General features: G+C 64.3%; 18 protein-coding genes. 3 read left to right on the top strand and 15 right to left on the bottom strand.

Features of this window, described 5'->3' with window-relative positions:
- Positions 1-75: 75 nt before the first annotated feature.
- The 13 genes from HNR05_RS03000 to HNR05_RS02940 all read right to left on the bottom strand — a co-directional run bounded on the left by HNR05_RS03000 (position 76) and on the right by HNR05_RS02940 (position 14,907).
- Positions 76-1,083 (bottom strand): cell division protein FtsQ/DivIB, encoded by a 1,008-nt coding sequence (locus tag HNR05_RS03000; protein WP_179577677.1) that lies wholly within the window; start codon positions 1,081-1,083, stop codon positions 76-78.
- Between the two features lie 13 nt (positions 1,084-1,096).
- Positions 1,097-2,494 carry a UDP-N-acetylmuramate--L-alanine ligase gene (gene murC, locus HNR05_RS02995; protein WP_179577676.1) on the bottom strand — a complete coding sequence of 466 codons (1,398 nt, stop codon included), beginning with the start codon at positions 2,492-2,494 and terminating at the stop codon, positions 1,097-1,099.
- Positions 2,495-2,580: 86 nt separating this feature from the next.
- The gene (locus HNR05_RS02990) at positions 2,581-3,648 is read right to left on the bottom strand and encodes a UDP-N-acetylglucosamine--N-acetylmuramyl-(pentapeptide) pyrophosphoryl-undecaprenol N-acetylglucosamine transferase (protein ID WP_179577675.1); all 1,068 of its coding nucleotides are present in this window, start codon (positions 3,646-3,648) and stop codon (positions 2,581-2,583) included.
- The gene (gene ftsW, locus HNR05_RS02985; RefSeq protein ID WP_343062438.1) at positions 3,645-4,847 is read right to left on the bottom strand and encodes a putative lipid II flippase FtsW; all 1,203 of its coding nucleotides are present in this window, start codon (positions 4,845-4,847) and stop codon (positions 3,645-3,647) included. Before ftsW ends, HNR05_RS02990 begins: the two co-directional genes overlap by 4 nt.
- On the bottom strand, positions 4,825-6,345 hold the full coding sequence (murD, locus tag HNR05_RS02980; RefSeq protein ID WP_246318339.1) for a UDP-N-acetylmuramoyl-L-alanine--D-glutamate ligase: 1,521 nt from the start codon (positions 6,343-6,345) through the stop codon (positions 4,825-4,827). The genes ftsW and murD overlap by 23 nt, the downstream gene beginning before the upstream one ends.
- The gene (mraY, locus tag HNR05_RS02975; RefSeq protein WP_179577673.1) at positions 6,330-7,421 is read right to left on the bottom strand and encodes a phospho-N-acetylmuramoyl-pentapeptide-transferase; all 1,092 of its coding nucleotides are present in this window, start codon (positions 7,419-7,421) and stop codon (positions 6,330-6,332) included. The genes murD and mraY overlap by 16 nt, the downstream gene beginning before the upstream one ends.
- Positions 7,418-8,848 carry a UDP-N-acetylmuramoyl-tripeptide--D-alanyl-D-alanine ligase gene (locus HNR05_RS02970; protein ID WP_179577672.1) on the bottom strand — a complete coding sequence of 477 codons (1,431 nt, stop codon included), beginning with the start codon at positions 8,846-8,848 and terminating at the stop codon, positions 7,418-7,420. Before HNR05_RS02970 ends, mraY begins: the two co-directional genes overlap by 4 nt.
- Positions 8,849-10,393: a UDP-N-acetylmuramyl-tripeptide synthetase gene (locus HNR05_RS02965; protein WP_179577671.1), complete on the bottom strand. Its 1,545-nt coding sequence runs from the start codon at positions 10,391-10,393 to the stop codon at positions 8,849-8,851. It lies immediately after the preceding gene.
- A gap of 12 nt (positions 10,394-10,405) precedes the next feature.
- Positions 10,406-12,190: a peptidoglycan D,D-transpeptidase FtsI family protein gene (locus tag HNR05_RS02960; protein ID WP_179577670.1), complete on the bottom strand. Its 1,785-nt coding sequence runs from the start codon at positions 12,188-12,190 to the stop codon at positions 10,406-10,408.
- A gap of 3 nt (positions 12,191-12,193) precedes the next feature.
- Positions 12,194-12,808 carry a cell division protein FtsL gene (gene ftsL, locus HNR05_RS02955; protein WP_179577669.1) on the bottom strand — a complete coding sequence of 205 codons (615 nt, stop codon included), beginning with the start codon at positions 12,806-12,808 and terminating at the stop codon, positions 12,194-12,196.
- Positions 12,805-13,758 (bottom strand): 16S rRNA (cytosine(1402)-N(4))-methyltransferase RsmH, encoded by a 954-nt coding sequence (gene rsmH, locus HNR05_RS02950; RefSeq protein WP_179577668.1) that lies wholly within the window; start codon positions 13,756-13,758, stop codon positions 12,805-12,807. Before rsmH ends, ftsL begins: the two co-directional genes overlap by 4 nt.
- A 107-nt stretch (positions 13,759-13,865) precedes the next feature.
- Positions 13,866-14,297, bottom strand: a complete 432-nt coding sequence (mraZ, locus tag HNR05_RS02945; RefSeq protein WP_179577667.1) for a division/cell wall cluster transcriptional repressor MraZ — start codon at positions 14,295-14,297, stop codon at positions 13,866-13,868.
- Between the two features lie 217 nt (positions 14,298-14,514).
- Complete coding sequence (locus HNR05_RS02940) at positions 14,515-14,907, bottom strand: SCO2097 family morphological protein (RefSeq protein ID WP_179577666.1); 393 nt, start codon at positions 14,905-14,907, stop codon at positions 14,515-14,517.
- 75 nt (positions 14,908-14,982) lie between these two features.
- Here HNR05_RS02940 and HNR05_RS02935 point away from each other — a divergent pair, with 75 nt between their 5' ends.
- Positions 14,983-16,068: a polyprenyl synthetase family protein gene (locus HNR05_RS02935; RefSeq protein WP_179577665.1), complete on the top strand. Its 1,086-nt coding sequence runs from the start codon at positions 14,983-14,985 to the stop codon at positions 16,066-16,068.
- Between the two features lie 8 nt (positions 16,069-16,076).
- Here HNR05_RS02935 and HNR05_RS02930 read toward each other — a convergent pair whose 3' ends face one another.
- A complete protein-coding gene (locus tag HNR05_RS02930) occupies positions 16,077-16,418 on the bottom strand; it encodes an Rv2175c family DNA-binding protein (RefSeq protein ID WP_179577664.1) in 342 nt (113 codons plus the stop codon).
- Between the two features lie 171 nt (positions 16,419-16,589).
- Between HNR05_RS02930 and HNR05_RS02925 the strand changes: the two genes are divergently transcribed.
- On the top strand, positions 16,590-17,861 hold the full coding sequence (locus HNR05_RS02925; RefSeq protein WP_246318338.1) for a muramidase family protein: 1,272 nt from the start codon (positions 16,590-16,592) through the stop codon (positions 17,859-17,861).
- A gap of 115 nt (positions 17,862-17,976) precedes the next feature.
- The gene (gene pknB / locus HNR05_RS02920; RefSeq protein ID WP_218868975.1) at positions 17,977-19,932 is read left to right on the top strand and encodes a Stk1 family PASTA domain-containing Ser/Thr kinase; all 1,956 of its coding nucleotides are present in this window, start codon (positions 17,977-17,979) and stop codon (positions 19,930-19,932) included.
- Positions 19,933-20,004: 72 nt separating this feature from the next.
- Here pknB and HNR05_RS02915 read toward each other — a convergent pair whose 3' ends face one another.
- Positions 20,005-21,333: a class II 3-deoxy-7-phosphoheptulonate synthase gene (locus tag HNR05_RS02915; RefSeq protein WP_179580497.1), complete on the bottom strand. Its 1,329-nt coding sequence runs from the start codon at positions 21,331-21,333 to the stop codon at positions 20,005-20,007.
- Positions 21,334-21,442 lie beyond the last annotated feature (109 nt).

Below are 21,442 nucleotides of genomic sequence, written 5' to 3'. Positions count from 1 at the left end.
TGCTGATTAAAAGTTATGTGCGACGGGGCACAGTACGGGGAGGCGCGCCCGCGTGTCGCGAAGTACGCGGGGAAGTCACCTCAAGACGGCGCTGTCCGGTGACGTGACGTCATACTCGTTCACGGTTCCCGGCGGGTAACTCACCATCAGCGCAGCGAGCACGACGGCCTTGTACTCCGAGCGCTCGGCACTCCCCCAGACCACGCGGGACCCTTCGGCGAGAGTGAGCGTGACATCGTCAGTGGTTGCCGCGGTCACCGTGTCGACTCGCGCCCTGACCTCCTCGGGCAAGGATCGGACCACGGCCGCTGCAGCGGTGAATCCGGCATGACCGGGGCCATTCGCCGCGAGGATGATCGGAAAGCCGGCCGGCCGTTCACCGCTCGAGGCCACGACGACGCCGGCAGCGTCGACGAGGTCGAAACCGCCCTCCGTCTGCACGAGGCCCACGGGTTCGCGCTCGACGATCCTCACGACAAGCGTGTTCGGCGGGTGGCTTTCAGTGACGTAGCTCTGAATCAGGGTGAAGCTCGCCAGCTCCCGTTTGATCCGAGCGACATCGACGATCGGCAACGGCGTTCCGAGCTGGCCCGCCAGTGCCTTCTGCACCTGCTCGGCCGGAATACGACTGGTCCCGATCACATCGATCGTGCGCAGTGCCATCAGCGGCGAGTATGCGCCGATGACGACGAAGGCGATGAGCCCGGCTAAGGCAGAGCCGAGTACCAACCAGGTGCGCTTGCGGCGACGAGAACGCCAGGTGAAGCGACGCACCTCATCGCGCTCGTAGCGCCTTCTGTTGCGCTTGGCCGCACGCAGCTGCGTGCGGGCTGCGGATGGCGTGAGAGTCGACGGTGCAGGCGGCGTGATCTCGTCCAGTGTCTCGCGGGGCTCCCGGGCCTCGGCGACGCTCGACACACTGGCCGCTGCAGCGATCGTTGAAATCACGATCGGTTCGGTCGTTGCATCGAGCGAGCGGCTGCGCACAGTGCCACGGGTCCGGCGCGTGACGGGCGTGACCGGAGCCGACACCGGCTCCGGCTCGGGTACCGCCGGCTTGCCGGGGCCCGCCGGCCGCTTCATCGGGCCTCACCCGTCATTCGTGCACCCGCCTGAGCGATTCGAGCAGCTGGGGAACAATACGGTTCACGTCACCACAGCCCAGTGTGACCACGAAGTCGCCGTCGCGAGCGACCTCGGCCACGTAGTCGGCGGCGTCCTGCCAGTCGGCGATGAACGCGACACGTGAGGAGTCCTGGAACCGCTCGGAGACGAGCGCTCCGGTCACACCGGGCTCCGGATCTTCGCGCGCACCGTAGACGTCGAGCACGACGGTGTGATCGGCGTGACGTTCGAGGGTTTCAGCGAATTCACGCGCGAACAGGCGCGTGCGGCTGTACAGATGCGGCTGGTGCACCGCAATGATGCGACCGGTGCCGACGACGGTGCGCGCGCCGGAGAGCGCAGCAGCCACCTCGGTCGGGTGGTGCGCGTAGTCATCGTAGACGCTGACCCCGCCGACGGTGCCATGCAGCTCGAACCGGCGCCCGGTGCCGCCGAACGTGGCGATGGCGGCGAGTGAAGCGGCCGGCTCGAAGCCGAGTCCGACGAGCACGGCGAAGGCGCCTGCGGCGTTCACCGCGTTGTGGCGGCCGGGGACCAACAGGGTGGTGGTGTAGTCGACGCCCGCCCAGGCGACGGTGAAGCTCACCGGGCCTTCAGTGACGATCGAGTGCACGCGCACGTCGGCGTCGGCATCCTCACCGAACGTGATGATGCGCTTGTCGACGAGCTGTGACGTGACCTTGACCGCACCGGGGTCGTCGGAGGAGACGACGACGAGCTCGGCTGCCGACTGCGCGAATGCGACGAAAGCCGCTTCGAAGGCTTCGACTGAACCGTAGTGATCCAGGTGATCCGGATCGACATTCGTGATGAGCGCGACGGCCGTCTGATAGAGCAGGAACGATCCGTCCGATTCGTCGGCTTCGACGACGAAGAGGTTGTCTCGTCCAGCCGCCGAACTCACACCGAGCGTCTCAATCACACCGCCGTTGACGAAGCTGGGATCGGCGTCGAGTCCGAGCAGGCCCGTGACGATCATACCGGTCGACGTGGTCTTTCCGTGGGCGCCGGCGACGGCGACCAGGCGTTGCTCTTTGACCAGCCAGGCCAGCGCCTGAGCACGATGCAAGACGGGCAGACCCCGCTCGAGAGCCAACACATACTCGGGGTTGTCTTGCCAGAGCGCCCCGGTGACAACAAGGGTGTCGGCCGCGCCGACGTGTGCGGCATCGTGGCCGATCGAGATCGTGGCGCCCAAAGCCCGCAGCGCCGCCACGTTCTCGGAATCCTTCTGGTCAGAACCGGTAACCGTATGGCCAGCCGCGAGGAAGAGCCGGGCGATACCGCTCATGCCCGCTCCCCCGATACCCACGAAATGAACGGCTCCGAGGTCGAGCGGTACCGAAAGGGTGAGGTCGGGCTTGATCACGGTAGAAATACTCTTCTCTGGGTGGGGCTGTGTCGACACGGTGCCAGAACAAACTTACGCGGCACCGGCTGGGAACGCGGGATTGGTCAGCGAACGCGGTGAATCAAGTCAAGCATTTTCTTCGACCCGTCACGGACCCCGACGGATGCCGCGGCGTGAGACATGAGGGTCACCCGGTCGCCGTCGGTGAGCAACGGGATCAGCTGCTCCGTCACCCACGCCGACGTGAACTCGGCGTCGTCGACCACCAGTCCCCCGCCGGCACCGACGACATCCGCCACGTTGAAGCGCTGCTCGCCGTTGCCAACCGGATATGGCACGTAGACGGCCGGAATGCCGAGTGCGGCGAGTTCACTGACGGTCGCCGCACCGGCCCGCGACACGGCGAAGTCAGCGGCCGAGAGAGCCAGATCCATGCGGTCGCAGTAGGCGAGCATGCGATAGTGGCCGAGCTGTGGATCGCGCACCTCAGACTTCTCGCCCGTGATGTGCAGCACCTGCCAGCCCGCTTCGATGAGTGCAGCGGCCGAGTCGACGAGCGTCGAATTGAGTCGTCGGGCACCGAGCGACCCACCCGTGACGAGCAGGGTCGGACGTGCCGCATCGAGCCCGAAAAGACGCACCGCCTCGTCACGGGACGCCACGCGGTCGAGTGTCTCGATTTCGTGGCGCAGCGGCATCCCGACGAAGGTAGCGTGTCGAATCGGGGTGCCGTGGAACGCGACGCCCACATGGGTGGTCGAGCGGGCACCCAGCCGATTGGCCAGACCCGGTTTGGCGTTGGCCTCATGAATCACGATCGGAATTCCCGCGCGGCGGGCGCCCAGGTAGGCGGGCGTCGACACATAACCGCCGAATCCCACGACGACATCGACACCCCGGGCGGCGATCAGCTCGGTCACGATGCGTATGGCGCGGCGCATGCCCGGCAGGAACGTCACGGCCTGCTTGTTCGGCCTCCGCGGGAACGGAACCTTGGGTATCACGATCAGCTCGTAGCCCCGAGCGGGAACCAGGCGCGCCTCGAGACCCTCGGCCGTGCCGAGCACAAGCACTGTCGAATCGGGTTCGGAGGCTCGGATGGTGTCGGCGACGGCCAGCAACGGGTTCACGTGCCCGGCCGTTCCACCGCCTGCAAGCAGATAGGTCGTCATGCGGTTTCTTTCACTGGGTCGTGGGCAGAGTTGTCGGCGCGGGCGAACGACAGCGTGATGCCGATCGCCAGCATCGTCGTGAGCAGGGCTGTGCCACCGGCGGAGATCAGAGGGAGTGGAACGCCCAGAACGGGCAGCAGGCCGAGCACAACGGCGATGTTGACGAGGGCCTGCCCGATGATCCAAACCATGACGGTCGACGTCGAGATTCGCCCCTGCACGGTGGTGCTTCCGCGCATGATCCGCACGAATGAGATGGCGAGCAACACGAACATGAACAGCACGACGATCGCGCCGATCAGGCCGAGTTCCTCGCCGATGATCGCGAAGATGTAGTCGTTGTCTGCCGCCGGCAGCCACGACCACTTTGCTTTCGAATTGCCGAGGCCCACGCCACCGATGCCGCCGTTGGCCAGGGCCCAGGTGCCGTGCAGCGGCTGCCAGCACTCAGTGGAAATCTTGCCGGTGTAGTCGTCGCAGCCCTTCCCGATGAAGCTCATGATGCGGGTGAAGCGGTTCGAGCTCGAGACGGCGACGATCAACGCAAGCACGGCGCCGAGACCGAGCGGCAGCAGAATCATCTTCATTCGCACACCGGCGAAGACCAGCGCCCCGAACAGCAAGCTGGCCATGATGATCACGGTGCCGAGGTCGCCACCGATCAGCACGAGACCGATGGCCACGCCGCCGACGCCGAACACCGGAATGTAGATGTGTCGCCAGTCGTCGAGCTTGTCCTGCTTCTGCGCGAGGATCATGCCGAGCCAGATCACCAGGGCGACCTTGATCGCCTCCGAGGGCTGGAACTGGAACGATCCCACGGCGAGCCAGTTCGTGTTGCCTCCGATTTCGATGCCGAGCGGGGTGAACACCACGAGGCATTGGGCGAAGCAGGAGGCGAGCAGAAGCGGCCAGGAGATGCGTGCCCAGAATTTCGGCGGCATTCGGCTCGCCACCAACATCATCGGGATCCCGAGAATGGCGAATCCGCCCTGTTTCAGGATGCCGCCGAAGAAACCGGCCTTCCCCACATAGGACTCGACCGACGACGACGACAGCACCATGATCAGGCCGAAGGCGACAAGGAACAGTGTGGTGCCGAGCAGAAGAAAATAGTTCGCGGACTCAGCCCGGAAAACGCGCCCCAGTGAGATGCGGGCCGAGGAGCCAGCGGCCTCAGTCACGGGCGGATTCGTCACCCGCCTCACCTCCGAGGTGGTTCCGAACAGCCTGGGCGAACAACCGACCGCGTTCCGAATACGACGCGAACTGGTCCATGGACGCCGAGGCAGGTGCCAACAGCACCACGTCACCCGCGCGGGCGAATGACGCGGCTGCACTGACGGCATCCGGCATCACCAGTGCCGAATCGGTGGTGTCGATCTCGATCACCGGCAATTCGGGGGCATGGCGGGCAAATGCCGCGCGCAGCGCCGAGCGGTCGACGCCGATGATGACGGCGGCCCGCAGACGCGGAACATGGCTGGCCACCAGATCGTCGATGTCGACACCCTTGAGCAGTCCGCCGACGAGCCAGACGACCGAGTCGAAGGCGCGCAATGACGCGTCGGCCGCATGCGGGTTAGTGGCTTTGGAATCGTCGACCCAGCGCACATCGTCGACAACGGTGATGATCTCGATGCGGTGCGCATCGAGACTGAAATCGGCCAGCGCGGTGCGGATGTCGGCGGGCGAGACGTCGAAGGAACGGGCCAGCGCACTGGCCGCAAGAATGTTCGCCACGATGTGTGGAGCGTCGAGTCCGGCGGCAGCCAGGTCGGCGAGCGTCGTGATTTCGAGAGCCTGCTGCTGCCTCTCCGCCAGGAATGCCCTGTCGCAGAGAATCCCGTCGACGATACCGAAGTCGCTCGGCCCCGGCACGCCCAGGTCGAACCCGATCGCACGAGCCCCCTCCTGAACATCGGCATTTTCGACCATGATGCGGGTCGCCGCATCGGCCTTGTTGTACACGCAGGCCGTGTGTGTATTCGCGTAGACAGTCGCTTTGGCAGCGCGGTACGCGGCGGCTGAGCCGTGCCAGTCGAGGTGGTCGTCCGCCACGTTGAGGCAGACGCTCGCCCAGGGCATGAGCGCACCCGGGCCGCGTGTCGGAAGGTGGTGAAGCTGGTAACTCGACAGTTCGACGACGAGGGCATCCCAGCCCTCAGGGTCGCGGATGGCATCGAGCACGGGAACCCCGATGTTGCCGCACGGCGCGACGCGATGGCCCGCCGCCGCGAGCATACTTGCGGTCAGCTGCACGGTCGTAGTTTTGCCGTTGGTTCCGGTGACCAGAATCCATTCGGCCGGCGTCCCGACCTTGTCACGCAGGCGCCAGGCCAACTCGATGTCGCCCCAGACCGAAATCCCGTTCGAGGCGGCCCAGAGCAACAGCGCGTGATCGGGGTGGTATCCCGGCGACGCGATCAGGACCTCGGGTCGGTGGTCGACGAGCTCGGGGGGAATCTCGGTGTCCGAGGGCTGCACGAGTCGCGCACCGATCACCGGCAGAAGCTTCGCACGCTCCTCATCGGGGGTGCTGGCCACGACGAGAACGTCGGCGCCCAGCTCGGCGAGAGTGTCTGCCGCGGCGAACCCGGTCACACCGAGTCCGAGCACGGCCACGCGCAGGCCAGACCAGTCGGCATGCCAGCTCGTCAATCTCTCGAGGATGTCAGCCATCAGCGGGAGAGCCATTCCAGGTAGAACGTGCCGACACCGGCCGCGACGAGCAGTCCGCCGATAATCCAGAACCTCACCACGACTGTCACCTCGGCCCAGCCCTTGAGCTCGAAATGATGATGGATGGGGCTCATCAAGAAGATCCGTTTACCGCGGGTGATCTTGAAATACGCCCGCTGCACAATGACAGAACCGGTTTCGATCACGAAGAGGCCACCGATCAGAACGAGAAGCAGTTCGGTGCGGCTGAGAATAGCCAGCGCGGCCAACGCTCCACCGATCGCGAGAGAACCGGTATCGCCCAGGAAGATCTTCGCCGGTGATGTGTTCCACCAGAGGAAACCGATCAGACCGCCGACGATCGCCGCGGCGACGATCGCCAGATCAAGCGGGTCGCGCACATCGTAGGACTTTGCCAGATCCGCGAGATCTGAGCCGCCAAACCTGGCCTGGTTTGACTGCCAGAACCCGATGATGATGAACGAGCCGATCGAGAGGATTGACGCGCCGGTGGCGAGCCCGTCGAGGCCGTCCGTCACGTTCACCGCATTCGATGTTGCCGTCACGAGCAGGCAGATCCAAATGATGAACAGAATGGTTCCGGCGATGATGCCCAGGGCCATGAAGTCAATCGGCAAATCACGCAAAAATGAGATCTGGGTCGAGGCCGGAGTCACGCCGTGCGTGTTCGGGAATTGGATCGCCAACCAGGCGAAGGAGCCGGCCACGACGACCTGGCCGGCCACCTTCGACCAGCCGCCGAGCCCCAGACTGCGTTGGTTGCGCGTCTTCATGAAGTCGTCGATGAAACCCACGAGCCCGAGCCCGACCATCATGTAGAGCACGAGCAGCGGCGAGGCGGGAATGTGCTCACCGGTGACCCACATCGCGGTGAAATAGCTCACGAGCGTGCCGAGGATGATGATGATTCCACCCATCGTCGCGGTTCCCCGCTTGGAGTGGTGGCTCTCGGGACCGTCATCGCGAATGAACTGGCCCCAGCCCAGCTTCTTGAACAGCTTGATGAACAGCGGAGTCAAGAAGAGAGTGAAGCAGAGCGACAGGGCTCCGGCAATCAATAAGGCTCTCACGAGAACAATTCTCCCAGCCGGTCGCCCAAGAAGCGCAACCCTGCCGAATTCGACGACTTGACGAGAATGAGATCCCCCGGTTTCACAGTGTTGTGCAGGAGTTCAAAGGCGTCATCCGGCGTGTCGGCGAAGACGGATTCGCCGTCCCAGGACCCTTCGTTGATCGTACTGATGTGCATGCGGCGGGCAGCTGCGCCCACGACGACAACCTGGGAGATGTTCAGGCGCACGGCGAGCAGGCCGATGCGGTCGTGTTCTTCGCCCGCCAACTCCCCCAATTCGCTCATCTCGCCGAGCACGGCGATGGTGCGCTGACCCGGCGTTGCAATCTGGGCGAGTGTCTTCAGAGCGGCGGTCATCGAATCGGGGCTCGCGTTGTAGGCGTCGTTGATGATTGTCACACCATCACGGCCCCCCATCACTTCCATGCGCCATCGCTCGGCGGTCTGCACCGATTCCAACGCGTCAACAATGTCGTCGATCGCCACGCCGAGAATCTCGCACGCGGATGCCGCGGCCAGTGCGTTCATGACGTGGTGCTCCCCGAGAACCTTGAAGCTCACCGGGCGGTGCGATCCATCGGCGAGGTGCAGAACGAACGTGGTGCCGGCCGCGGAAGCGTGCACGTCGGTGGCTCGAACGCCTCCCGTGCCCGGTGCGACCAACGGGCTGTCGATCCCGAACCAGGCGACCCGGGCCGCGGTGTGCTCGGCCATGCCGGTGACACGCGGGTCATCGGCGTTCAGCACCGCGACATCCGTCGACAGCAGATCGGTGACCATTTCAGTCTTAGCCCGCACTGTCGACTCGATGCCGCCGAATTCACCGGCGTGTGCGAGGCCGACCTTCAGCACGATCCCGATGTCGGGGCGGGCCATGGCCACGAGTCGGGCGATTTCGCCGACGCCGCTGGCTCCCATCTCGGCGACGAGAAAACGAGTCTCTTCGGTGAGTTCGAGCATGGTCAGCGGCGCGCCGACCTCGTTGTTGAATGAGGCGCGGGCCGCAATTGTCGGCCCCACGCGTTCCAGAACGGCTCGGATCAGGTTCTTGGTGGTGGTCTTGCCGTTGGAGCCGGTCACGCCGACGATCTTCAACCGGCCGAGGCCGCGCACCCGCGCGACGACCTCGGTCGCCAGATCGCCGAGCGCCGTGACCGAGTCCGGCACGATGAGCTGCGCCACGGGAAGGTCGAGAACCCGTTCGACGATGAGCAGAGCCGCGCCCCGCTCGAGCGCCGTGGGTGCGAAGAGATGCCCGTCGGTGAACTCACCGGGCTTGGCCACGAAGATGGCGCCCGGCACGATCTCGCGGGAGTCCGTGTGCACCGATCCGGCGACACGATCGGACTCGGTGAGAGCGGAGCGATCCAGGTACAGCGTGCCACCGGTGGCGGCGGCGATCTCGGTCAGAGTGAGAGAAATCATTTACAACCACCCGGCTTCGCGCAGCGCCGCTCGTGCGTCGTCGCGTGCAGAATAGGGAATCTTCACTCCGGCCACCTCGTGGTAATCCTCGTGACCGGGGCCGGCGTAGAGAATCGAGTCCCCCTCCTGGGCCAGCGCGAGGGCCGTGCGGAACGCGGTGCGCGGGTCCGCGACCTCGTGCACCTCCCGGTCGGGAACGGCCTCGCGCGCACCGGCGATCAGTGTGGCGCGTATTGCAGCGGGATCCTCGAAACGGGGGTGGAAGTCGGTGATTACGACGACATCCGCGCCGCGGGCGGCGATCGCGCCCATCTCGGCGCGCTTCGTGGTGTCGCGGTCGCCGTCGGCGCCGAAGACCATGATCACGCGGCCGGGCGTGAACTTCCGAATGGCTTCGAGGGTGTTGAGAAAGGCGTCAGGGCTATGTCCGTAGTCGATGTAGACGAGCGGTCCCCGATCGCCCGAAACGCGCTCGGCCCGGCCCGGGATATAGGCGTCAATGCCACCATCGCGACCCAGGGCGTGCTCGATAGCCCCGAGATCGAAGCCCGACTCGACAAGCATCACGATCGCGAGTACCGCGTTGGCCGCCATATACCAGCCGAGCAGCGGAACGCGCGCGGTGAGACGACGCCCGTCGGGGCCCTCGAGCACGAATTCGGTGAACAGTGCGCTCTCGGCGACGACACGCATCCGCCAGTCGGCATCGACGTCGTCGCGGGTGGTCAGGGTAGTCACCGGAATGCGGCACTCATCGACGATACGACGGCCCCAGTCCGAGTCGACGGTCACCACGCCGCGACGGGACCTGTCGGGTGAAAACAGCTCGAGCTTGGCCTGAAAGTAGTCCTCCATGGCGTCATAGTCGTCGAGGTGGTCATGGCTCAGGTTGGTGAAGCCGGCCACGTCGAAGACGAGTCCGTCGACGCGGTGGCGGCTGAGAGCCTGCGCGCTCACCTCGATGCCGACGGCACGGACCTCGGCCTCGCGCATGCGCGCGAGCAGCGCGTGGAGTTCGCTGGCCTCCGGTGTCGTCAGGTTGCTCGTCACCGCGATGTCGCCGATTCGGCGTTCTGCGGTAGAGGTGAGACCCGAGACGATGCCGAGTTGGTTCAGGATGGCGCTCAAGAGATAGACCACGCTGGTCTTGCCGTTGGTACCGGTGACGGCAAACAGCGTCGCCGGGTTTTCGTCGGTGCGGTAGATCCACGCCGAAACAGCGCCTAATGCAGCCCGGGCATCCGGAGTCACCACAATGGGCAGGCCTGCGTGGGCGGCGAGCTCTGCACCAGCGGGATCGGTGAGGATGGCAACGGCCCCCGCCTCGGCCGCTCCGGCTGCGAATGTCGCGCCGTGGCTATTGCGACCGGGAACACCCACGTAGAGGTCGCCGGGTTGAACCGTGCGTGAGCTGAGGCTCACACCGGTTACTTCGAGTCCGTCGATGTCATCGCGCAGATCGAGGTTGAATTCTTCGACAAGTCCCGACAGCGACCGGGGTACCGGATGCTGTGGGCGAAGAGCCGAGGGCGCCGAGTTGGTCACAGGCTCGCTTTCTTACCAGGTGGCAGGGAGTGCAGGTGCAGGAGCGCCTGAGGGAACTGCCCGATACTTCTTCAGCACCTGACTCATGACCTCTTGGAAGATCGGAGCCGGTGCGGCAGACGTATTCATGTTAACAGGATCTGCCAGTGTCACCGAAACGACATACTTCGGAGCATCAGCCGGCGCGAACCCGGTCACCGACACGATGTAGCCCTTGGAATAGCTACCGTCGCCATTCGACATCTGCGCCGTTCCGGTCTTTGCGGCAACGCGGTATCCGGGAATCTTCCAGGTGTCTGCCAGCCAACCCTGCTGATAGACCATCTCCAGCATGTCTGCGGTACTGCGTGCGGCCGACGCCGAGACGACCTGCCGTCCGGCTGCCGCTGGCACGTCGGTCACCGTTCCGTCGGCGTGCGTACAGCCGGCGACCAACTGCACGGGCATGCGCACGCCTCCGTTGGCGATCGTCTGGTAGATGCTCGCGGACTGAACCGCTGTCGTGGTCAGACCCTGCCCGAACATTGTCGCGTAGTCGGTCTGGTTGTCCCAGTCTTCCCACGGGTGAAGAATGCCCGAGTCTTCGGCCAGGAAGCCGGCTTCGCTCTCAGTGCCGACCCCGAACGCCGTCATGTAGTCGTAGCGCTGCTTCTCGCTGAGCAATTCACCGAACTTCGACATGCCGGTGTTCGACGATTCGATCAGCACGCCGGTGAGGGTGAGATTCAGGTCTCCGTGGATCGAGCTGTCGTTGATGTCGGCGCCGTTGGCCGGAATATAGCGGTAGGGAGCGACGACGTGGGAGTCGACACTGGCCAGGCCGGCATCCAGCACGGATGCCGCAGTGAGCGCCTTGAAGGTAGAGCCCGGTTCATAGGAGGCGGTGAAAGCCCGGGAACCACGGTCGTCGGGATTGGGCGTGCCATCGATATTGTTCGGGTCGACCGCCGGATAGTCGGCCACGGCGACGAGTTTGCCGGTTGTCACTTCCTGAACGATGACGTTGCCCCACGCCGCCCCGGTCTTCTGGGCCTGCGCCGCGAGAGCCTGCGCGGCGAACCACTGCAGATCTGAGTCAATTGTCGTCACGATCGTGCCGCCGTCTTTCGCCGCCTTCGTGGTGACCGTGCTGCCGGGCAACGGAACGCCGTCGGCGCTTCGTTCATAGGTCTCTTCACCGTTGGTGCTGGCCAGACACGAGTCCTGACCGAGTTCCAGACCCGCCTGCGCTTCCCCCTCCCCCGAGACGAAGCCGACGAGGTTTCCGGCGACCGCCCCGTTCGGGTAAGACCGACTCGGGTGCTTCTTGAAGGTCAGCCAGGGGATATCGAGTGCGTCAAGCGCCCGGTAGGTGTCGACATCCACGGCCTTCTCGACCGACGCCCAGTCCGACTTCGGGTTGTCGGCCAACGCCGTCGAGATGATCGCCACGATCGCCTCCGGGGTCTGACCCGTGATCGCACCGATCGCCGCCGCAGATTCGGCCAGCGGAATCTTCACGTCCTTCTTGTTGACCGTGCGTTCGATGGGCTCGACGGCCATTTTCGGCGACAGGTTGACCTCATAGCGCATCACTGTGCCGGCCAGCACCGTGCCGTCGGCCGCTCGAATGTCACCTCGTGCGCCGTAAACCGGCACTTCGATCGACCGGTTCCCGACCGAGTCGGCGCTGAGCGTATCGGCACGCACCACCTGGATGTCGACGAGCTTGACCACGAAAACGACGATGATGACGAAGAGCAGCACGATTGTGCTAAAAATGCGTCGCCGCTGAGAGATGGTGTTTGCAGATCTCATGGGTTAGCGGGTCGTGGGTGTCGGCAATCCACCGCCGGTCGGTGGCGCTGGCGCAACCGGGGCCGGGGCAGGGGCAGGGGCTGTAGCGCCAGCGGGGCTCGGAGCGGGCCCCGCGACAGGTACGTCAGTCTGCGGAATCTGGGTCACGAGTGGCATCCCGACCAACAACGAGTTCGGCACGAGCGCGGCGGCCTTGACACCGCTTGCGGTTGCCGCGCTCGGCGCACCGAGCACGGCGCCATCGGAGAGACGCAGGTAGACCGGGTTCGAGTTGCTGACCATCCCCAACGCCTCGGCGTTCGCGGACAGCGCCTGCGGTGACGACACGCGCACGAGGTTTTCACGCACACTCTCGGCAGTCCGGCTCAGTTCGACCTGGGCGTTCTGCAACGACGAGATCTGGTAGGCGCCCTGGGATACCCCGACACTCACCAGCAGCTGCACGCAGATGATGACGACAATTCCGGTGATCGCGGTGAACGCATAGATGATGCGCGGACGTGCCTTGCGCTGGCTGCGCGTGGTGACGATGTGAAGCTGTCGTTGGGCCGGGCCGTGGTCGATCGTGTGCTCGGGAAGCGCTGCCGGGCGCATCACCCGGGCGAGGTTGTCGCTCATTCTGCTCTCCGGATGCGCTGGGCTGCACGCAAGCGCACGGGCGTCGCTCGAGGATTGACTGCTTTCTCGTCGCCGGAAGCCAGCTCGGCACCTCGAATCACGAGGGAGAACACCGGTTTGTGCTCGGGGAGCTCGATCGGCAGGCCCGCGGGCGCGCTCGAGCTGGATGCCGCTGCGAACGCACGCTTGACGATGCGGTCTTCAAGAGATTGGTAGGCCATCACCACGATGCGTCCGTTGACGGCAACGGCCTCCATGGCGGCCGGAATCGCACGTTCCAGCACGGCCAATTCCTGGTTAACCTCGATGCGAAGGGCCTGGAACACCCGTTTGGCCGGGTGCCCTTGACGCTGAACGGCAACCGGTGTCACCGCGGTGATCACCTCGACGAGCTGGGCCGATCGCACGAACGGTGTGTCGATCCGGGCCGCGACAATGGCTTGGGCATAACGGGCAGCCAGCTTCTCCTCGCCGTACTCCTTGAAGATGCGCCGCAGATCCTGCTCGCTGTACTCGGCGAGGATCACCTCCGCCGTCAGAAGCGACGTGCTGTCCATGCGCATGTCAAGTGGCGCGTCTTTCGAATACGAGAAGCCACGTTCGACACGGTCGAGTTGCAGTGACGAGACACCGAGGTCGAACAGAACGCCATCGACTTCGTCGATGCCGAGCGAGTCGAGAGCGTCACCGATGCCGTCGTACACGGTGTGCACGAGGTGGATGCGGTCCGCGAAAGGCGTCAGACGTTCCCGAGCGATGGCGAGGGCGTCGAGGTCCCGGTCGAGTCCGACGAGAGTGAGGCCGGGAAACCGGGTCAGAAACGCCTCGGCATGACCAGCCATACCGAGTGTGGCGTCGACAAGAACCGCGCCGGGCTTGTCGAGTGCGGGGGTGAGAAGTTCGACGCAACGCTCCAGCAATACCGGGGTGTGAATGTCGTTAAGGTCCATAGATAGTGCCGGGATATGGATCCAGTCCTGATTCCTGATCCCCATCCATTCGACCTGGCACCGGGGAAGTGTGTCAGGGATGAACGGCTGGGAGTCAGGCGCCAGGGTTAGAAGAGTCCCGGAATCACCTCCTCCGTGGTGTTGGCGAACGAGGTTTCCTGTTCGGCGAGGTACAGATCCCATGCCGCGCTGTCCCAGATCTCGACGCGGCTTCCCGCACCAATCACTGTCAGTTCGCGATCGAGACCCGCGTAGTGACGCAGGTTCGTGGGAATGGTCACCCGGTTCTGTTTGTCTGGCATCTCAGCGGAGGCGCCCGACAGAAAAACACGGAGGTAGTCACGAGCCTGTTTGCTCGTGACCGGGGCCTGGCGAATCTTCTCGTGAAGCTGCTCGAATTCGGTGTTACTGAACACGTAAATGCAGTTCTCTTGTCCGCGCGTCATCACGACACCCTCAGAGAGCTCGTCCCGAAACTTGGCCGGCAGGATGATGCGCCCCTTCTCGTCGAGCTTGGGTGCGTAGGTTCCCAGGAACATCCATCACCCCATTTCTTCCGGCCACGGGACAGGTGTTGCTCCACTTTACTCCACAACCACCCACTTACTGATGAAAACGAGGGATATTCGTGCGTTTCTCCCCCAAATTGCCTGAAGGGTCGCCGAACAGCACCGTGGAGGGCCGTGGAGCGGACAACAAAAAAGAGCCGATCCACCGGATCGGCCCTTCTGTACTGCGTGGTGGTCGGCTGAACGCCTAAACGTGTCCGTCTTGACGACGGTCCCAGCGGTCATTCATCTTGTCCATGAAGCCCTGGTCTGCACCTCGGGACTGAGTGGATCGTGCGCCGGACGCGGCAGCGGCGTCGGCCGCAGAAAAGTGCGAGGCCGAGCGACCGGGACTGATCGCGAGCAACACGCCGGCGAACATCACCACAAAGCCGATGATGCCAAGCCACAGCAAATGCAATGCGACCCCGGTGATCAATAATGCGATCCCAGCCACGACCAGGAGAACCCCGAGAGCGATGGATCGGTAGTTAGGACGAAGCCTGGTGGCTCCGACAGTCGCCACAAAATCAGCGTCGTTGTGATAGAGGCTGCGCTCCATCTCTTCGAGGAGTCGCTGCTCCTGTTCTGAAAGCGGCATCTCATTCCCTCCAATTACGGGATCGAGCGGGTTAGCTCTTAATTCTAGCGCCGCTGAGGTGGCTAGGCTAGGCAGGTGGTTGAAAGCACTCATCTAGTCGATCTTGTTCAGTCTCGCATAGAGAACTTCGTAGCGAGTCGTGATTCCATTGTGTCCTCGATTAGCCCGGACCTCACCGACTTCGTCGAGTTCTCACGGCAGTTTCTCAGCGGTGGCAAGCGCTTTCGCGCTCAATTCTGTTATTGGGGCTGGCGCAGCATCGCACCGGCCGATTCCGATCTCTCGTCCATTGTGTCGGCTGCCGCCGCTCTCGAGATTTTTCACGCCGCCGCGCTGGTCCATGACGACATCATCGACAACTCAGACACGCGCCGGGGGGCGCCGTCGGCCCACAAACTCTTCGAGGGTCTGCACAGCAGTTCGGGCTGGGCCGGCAACTCGGGCGAGTTCGGTCGCGCCAGCGCGATCTTGCTGGGCGACCTGATGCTGGGCTGGAGCGACGAGCTCCTCGACGACGGCCTGGTCGAGGTGCCTGACACCCGCGCCGCACGCGCCGCACGGGTGGAGTTCAATCGGATGCGCACGGAGGTCACCGCCGGCCAATACCTCGACATCCTCGAGGAACGCGCCTGGCTCACACAGCCGGCCTCCGAGTTGCTGGCCCGCGCCCACCGCGTGATCGTGTTCAAGTCGGCGAAGTACAGCGTGCAAGCGCCACTCGTGATCGGCGCAGCCCTGGCCGGCGCGAGTGCCGAGCAGCTGGCCGCACTCTGCACTGTCGGGCTCCCTCTCGGAATCGCCTTCCAGCTCCGGGATGATCTGCTCGGCGTCTTCGGCGATGCCACGGTGACGGGAAAACCCAGTGGAGACGATCTGCGCGAGGGCAAACGAACAGTTTTGATCGCGGTGGCCCGAGACAACGCCTCCGACGCCGTACGCAACCTGATCGACGAATACTTGGGCGACCCCGAGCTGGATACCGAGCGGATCAGCCGGCTTCAACAGGCCATTCTCGCCAGCGGCGCTGTCGAGCAGGTGGAAGCCCTCATCGCGCAGAACGTTGCCGAGGCTCGAGCGGCACTCACCGCTGCGCCGATCGGGCCCGAAGCAAAGGCCGCGCTCGAGGCGCTTACCGAAACCGTGACGCAGCGAACTTTCTAACCGCGGGGTTAGGCGAGGGCCTGGGCGACGCGGCGAACCTCTGCCTTGCGGCCGGCCCTTAACGCTTCGATCGGCGAGACACTCAGACTCTCGTCGACGCCGAGCAGCCAGTCCATCGACTGCTCGTCGGTGAACCCATCGTCCGCGAGCACGAAAATCGTTCCGCGCAGTTCACTGATCGGCGCGCCGTCTTTCAAGAAGATGGCGGGCACCGCAAGCTTGCCGTCACGCCGCACCGCGAGCAGTGCCTTGTCGTCAAGGAGCTGTCGAACTTTGCTCTGGCTGATGCCCAGAAGGTCGACGAGGTCGGGGATGGTCAGCCATTCTTGCGCAGAAAACGTGTCAGTCACCCTCCAACCTTGCCATGAGTGTGGGTCTTCCGCGAAACAGCTCACGAAATCCAGCAGACGATGCCTGTGAAAACTCTCGAAAAATGTCTTCAGAATCACCGGCACGCCTGTTTGACTCGCCTATTCATCTGTGTCAGCGTGGAGGATGCACCACTAGTAAAGGGGACATCAATGCCGACACCGCACCAGGACGAGACTCCGGTCGGCGATGGACGTCGGGGAATGCGACGCTCCCGCAGGCTTCTGGCCAGCATTCCCGTCGTGCTCGTGAGCGTGATCGCCATGACGTTCAACATGTCCTCCCCCGCCGAGGCTGCTGCCCCTGCCAAGAAGCCGCTCAAGGCCAAAAGCACCATTCCGGGCACCCGAACCGCCATACCGGTGAAGGCCGCCGCTGCTTCCGAGCAGGCACCTCACGAATACCTGGTGGTCGAGGGCGATACGATCAGCGGCATTGCCGGACGGTTCGGCCTCTCAACCGCGTCGGTTCTTGCCTTGAACGGCCTGGGCTGGTCGGCAGTCATCTTTCCGGGCCAGAAACTCACTCTGAATTCCGCGCACTCGAGCATCACTGCAGCGACGCCGACCCCGTCGGCGGCCAGCGAGATCGCCCGCTACACAATTGCGAGCGGCGACACCATCAGCGGCGTCGCCGCTGCACACGGATTGTCGACCGATGCCGTGCTCAGCGCAAACGGCCTGTCGACGAGCAGTGTCATCTTCCCCGGGCAAACGATCGTCCTTCCGGCCTCCGGGACGGGCGCAAGCGCCGCAACGCCTGCATCGGGATCGGGACCATCGGTGTCCAGCAGCACGCCGGTCACCGCCACCTACACCATTGTCAGTGGCGATACCCTCAGCGGCGTCGCATCCTCCCTCGGAGTCTCGATGCAATCGGTGCTGGACGCAAACGGCCTGACCCTGTCGAGCATGATCTACCCCGGCCAGATGCTGGCCATCCCCGGCGGCGCAGCAGCCTCCCCCGACGTCGCGCCTGCCGTCTGGGTGACCCCGCTGGCAGAGGTGCCGAATGTCGTGCCGCTCACCGACGAGATGCGCCGCAATGCTCAGACGATCATTTCGGTCGGACGCTCGCTCGACGTCGGCGACTACGGCATCATCGTCGCGCTGGCTGCGGCCGCTCAGGAATCCACTCTCAGCAATCTCGGCCACGGTGACCGTGACTCGCTCGGGCTGTTCCAGCAGCGCCCGAGCTTCGGTTGGGGTACGCCCGAAGAACTCACCGATCCGGCTCGCGCCACCCGCGCATTCTTTGGCGGCGCCCAGAACCCCAACGAGAACACACGTGGGCTGCTCGACGTCGCGGGCTGGGAGATGATGACGGTATCTCAGGCCGCTCAGGCCGTGCAGATCTCGGGGCATCCCGACCTCTACGCAAATTGGGAGCCGTCGGCCCGCGCGTGGCTCACTCAGCTGGGGTAAATTCGTCTGTCGGGTAACAAGTTCTGTACGAAACTCGTGGCTCACGGTGTTTTATCGGGGCTAACCCATTCCCGTTCCCTAGACTCGACGAGTGAGTGATACCCCGAGCGACCCGATGCTCGGCCGTCTGATTGATGGCCGCTATCAGGTGCGCTCTCGCATTGCCCGTGGCGGCATGGCCACCGTGTACCTGGCCACCGACCTGCGCCTTGAGCGCCGCGTGGCGATCAAGATCATGCACGGCCACCTGGCCGACGACAACACGTTCAAAAGTCGTTTCGTGCAAGAAGCTCGCTCTGCCGCTCGCCTCGCGCACCCGAACGTTGTGAATGTCTTCGACCAGGGCCAAGACGCCGACATGGCCTACTTGGTCATGGAGTACCTCCCCGGTATCACGCTGCGTGATTTGATCAAAGACTACGGTCGACTCACCCCCGAACAAACCATGGACATCCTGACGGCTGTGCTGAGCGGACTGGCTGCTGCACACAAGGCCGGCATCGTGCACCGCGATCTGAAGCCCGAGAATGTTCTGCTCGCCGACGACGGGCGCATCAAGCTCGGTGACTTCGGTCTGGCCCGTGCGGCCAGCAATAACACCGCCACCGGCCAGGCTCTACTGGGCACGATCGCGTACCTCTCCCCCGAATTGGTCACCCGAGGGGTTGCCGATGCCCGCAGCGACATATACGCGCTCGGCATCATGACTTACGAGATGCTCACGGGAGAGCAGCCCTACGTGGGCGAAGCTCCGATGCAGATCGCCTATCAGCATGCCAACGACACGGTCCCGATGCCGAGTGCCACCGTGCCCGGATCGCCCGCGCAATTCGACGACCTCGTCGCCTGGGCCACGGCCCGCGATCCTGAAGATCGCCCCCGCGATGCCCGAGTCATGCTCGACCGGTTGCTCTCGGGCGAGCCGCTTGGTTCCCCGGAGTCCGGGTCGGTTCGAGGCGGTGCCGGGGCGACCCTCGCCAGCGCTGACCAGGCAACCACCGTGCTGACGAATGATGCTCACGCCGCAACCATGGTATTGCCGGGTGAATACTCTGACATCGCCGATGCCGAGACCCAGATCTTCGGCTCCACCCCACTCGCCGCCGGAGCCGCCACGGCCGGGTCCTCCGGTTCCGAACCGCCGACGGAGCACGGTGCTTTGCTGGCGACCAAGGCTGACAAGCGTAAACGTCGAGGATATCTGCTCTTCGTGGTGATTCTGCTCGTCGCCGCCCTTGCCGGTGGGACAGGGTGGTATTTCGGTGTGGGCCCCGGGTCGCAGGTTGCCGTGGCGAAAACCGTCGGACTGCCCCAGGAGAAGGCGACACAGAAGCTGACAGCGCTCGGCTTCGAGGTCGTACCAGTGAAACGTACCGACCCCGAGATCGCACCCGGAACCGTCATCGCCTCCGACCCGTCCGGCGGGAACGCTCCGAAGGGGTCACGAATCACGATCTTCGTCTCGATCGGGCCAAAGATTCTTCAGGTTCCCGACGTTATCGGGGCGCCGGAATCCGATGCTCGTGCGCAGCTGGCCGAGTTCAGCATCGGTGAGTCGATCCGGGAGTTCTCGACGGGCGCGCCTCTCGACACGGTGATGGCCGTTCTCGATGCCACCGGCAACCCGGTCGGCCCCGAACTCGCCGAACGAGCACCGGTGACACTGCTGGTTTCTGCCGGAGTGATTCCGGATGTCGCCGGTCAGACCGTCGACGAGGCCACGGCGACACTCGACGCCGTTGGACTTCACGCCGAGGCAGGCGAGCGCGTCTTCAGCGATGACTTCGCCGACGGCGCGGTCATCATGGCCCTCGCCCCCAGCGAAGCCGCGGTTCGTGTCGGGGACACACTGACGCTGCGCATCTCGAAGGGACCCGACGTCGTCGAGGTGCCTAACGTGATTACCGGTCAGACCATCGCCAGCGCCCGCAAACAGCTCGAGGCTCTCGGTTTCGTCGTGACCTCGAACGTTCCGCAGTTCCTGGAGGGGGCAGTCGTCGCCGGCGCCCAAGACGTTGATGCCGGAAAGATGGCGAAGCGTGGCTCCACCATCTCGGTGAACTTCTACTAGGCCTCACCCGCCGTTCAACGACTGAGGGCCCGTTCCGACCGAAGTCGAAACGGGCCCTCACAGCTGTTCGCTCTACCGAACCGCGAGTTCCTCCGCTACCAGGAATGCGAGTTCCAGCGATTGCATGTGGTTCAACCGCGGGTCGCAGAGTGATTCATAGCGCGTCGCAAGCGAGGCCTCATCGAGGTGCTCCGACCCGCCGAGGCACTCGGTGACGTCGTCACCGGTGAGTTCGACGTGGATGCCGCCCGGGTGCGTTCCCACGGCACGGTGCGCTTCAAAGAAGCCCTTGACCTCGTCCACGACATCCTCGAAACGACGAGTCTTGTAGCCATTCGGTGTGGTCATGCCGTTACCGTGCATCGGGTCGGTGACCCACAAAGGCTGGGCGTCGCTGGCCTTGATCGCCTCGAGCAGCGGCGGCAGCGCGTCACGGATCTTTCCGGCACCCATGCGGGTGATAAAGGTCAGGCGTCCGGGCTCCCGGTGTGGGTCGAGCAGGTCAACCAGGCGCATCATGTCGTCGGCCGTGGTCGACGGGCCAAGCTTCACACCAATCGGGTTGCGCACCCGCGACAGGAAGTCCACGTGCGCGCCATCCAACTCACGCGTGCGCTCCCCGATCCAGATGAAGTGGGCCGATGTGTTGTAGGGGGTTCCGGTGCGCGAGTCGATGCGCGTCATCGGCCGCTCGTAGTCCATCAACAGCCCTTCGTGGCTGGTGTAGAACTCGGTGCGCTTCATGGCATCGAAATCGGCACCACAGGCGATCATGAACTTGATGGCGCGGTCGATCTCCTTGGCCATCTTCTCGTAGCGCTGGTTGGCTGGGTTTGCCGCAAAGCCCTGATTCCAGCTGTGCACCTGGCGCAGGTCGGCAAACCCACCCTGCGTGAAGGCACGAATGAGATTCAGAGTCGACGCAGCGGTGTGGTACCCCTTGATCAGGCGCGCCGGGTCGGCCTCGCGTGATTCCGGGGTGAAGTCGTAGCCGTTGACAATGTCGCCTCGGTACGCCGGCAGTGTGACATCGCCGCGCGTTTCGAAGTCGCTGGAGCGCGGCTTGGCGAACTGACCGGCCATACGCCCCATCTTCACGACGGGCATCGAAGCGCCATAGGTGAGCACGACGGCCATCTGCAGCACAGTCTTGACCCGGTTGCGGATCTGATCGGCGGTAGCACCGGAGAACGTCTCCGCACAGTCGCCGCCCTGCAGCAGGAATGCCTCTCCGCGGGCCGCTTCGGCCAAACGGTCGCGCAAAATGTCGACCTCGCCCGCGAAGACGAGTGGCGGCTGAGTCTCCAACTCGGCGGATGCCGCGGCCACGGCGCCTGCATCGGGCCACGAGGGCTGCTGCTTGATGGGGAGCGTGCGCCAATAGTCCAGGCCCGCGATCACAGATTCGTCTGCCAATACGACTGGTTCGGTGGGGTCTACCACTGACGGGTTCCTGTTTCTCTTCGGCGGCGCGCACGTACTGACGCCGCGATGTGGGGGTCGTCTGTCA

This window comes from Leifsonia psychrotolerans (assembly GCF_013410665.1).
In the GTDB taxonomy this organism is placed as follows: Bacteria; Actinomycetota; Actinomycetes; order Actinomycetales; family Microbacteriaceae; genus Cryobacterium; species Cryobacterium psychrotolerans_A.
The sequence above is the reverse complement of the archived record's forward strand: the minus strand, read 5'-3'. Positions and strand labels throughout refer to the sequence as shown.

Excerpts from the sequence above, each read along its gene's own strand:
- pknB (WP_218868975.1), top strand. The coding sequence starts at position 17,977 with ATGCTCGGCCGTCTGATTGATGGCCGCTATCAGGTGCGCTCTCGCATT.
- HNR05_RS03000 (WP_179577677.1), bottom strand. The coding sequence starts at position 1,083 with ATGAAGCGGCCGGCGGGCCCCGGCAAGCCGGCGGTACCCGAGCCGGAG.
- rsmH (WP_179577668.1), bottom strand. The coding sequence starts at position 13,758 with ATGGACCTTAACGACATTCACACCCCGGTATTGCTGGAGCGTTGCGTC.
- murD (WP_246318339.1), bottom strand. The coding sequence starts at position 6,345 with ATGGCTCTCCCGCTGATGGCTGACATCCTCGAGAGATTGACGAGCTGG.
- HNR05_RS02940 (WP_179577666.1), bottom strand. The coding sequence starts at position 14,907 with ATGCCGCTTTCAGAACAGGAGCAGCGACTCCTCGAAGAGATGGAGCGC.
- HNR05_RS02960 (WP_179577670.1), bottom strand. The coding sequence starts at position 12,190 with ATGAGATCTGCAAACACCATCTCTCAGCGGCGACGCATTTTTAGCACA.
- ftsL (WP_179577669.1), bottom strand. The coding sequence starts at position 12,808 with ATGAGCGACAACCTCGCCCGGGTGATGCGCCCGGCAGCGCTTCCCGAG.
- HNR05_RS02925 (WP_246318338.1), top strand. The coding sequence starts at position 16,590 with ATGCCGACACCGCACCAGGACGAGACTCCGGTCGGCGATGGACGTCGG.
- HNR05_RS02990 (WP_179577675.1), bottom strand. The coding sequence starts at position 3,648 with ATGACGACCTATCTGCTTGCAGGCGGTGGAACGGCCGGGCACGTGAAC.
- HNR05_RS02970 (WP_179577672.1), bottom strand. The coding sequence starts at position 8,848 with ATGATTTCTCTCACTCTGACCGAGATCGCCGCCGCCACCGGTGGCACG.
- mraZ (WP_179577667.1), bottom strand. The coding sequence starts at position 14,297 with ATGTTCCTGGGAACCTACGCACCCAAGCTCGACGAGAAGGGGCGCATC.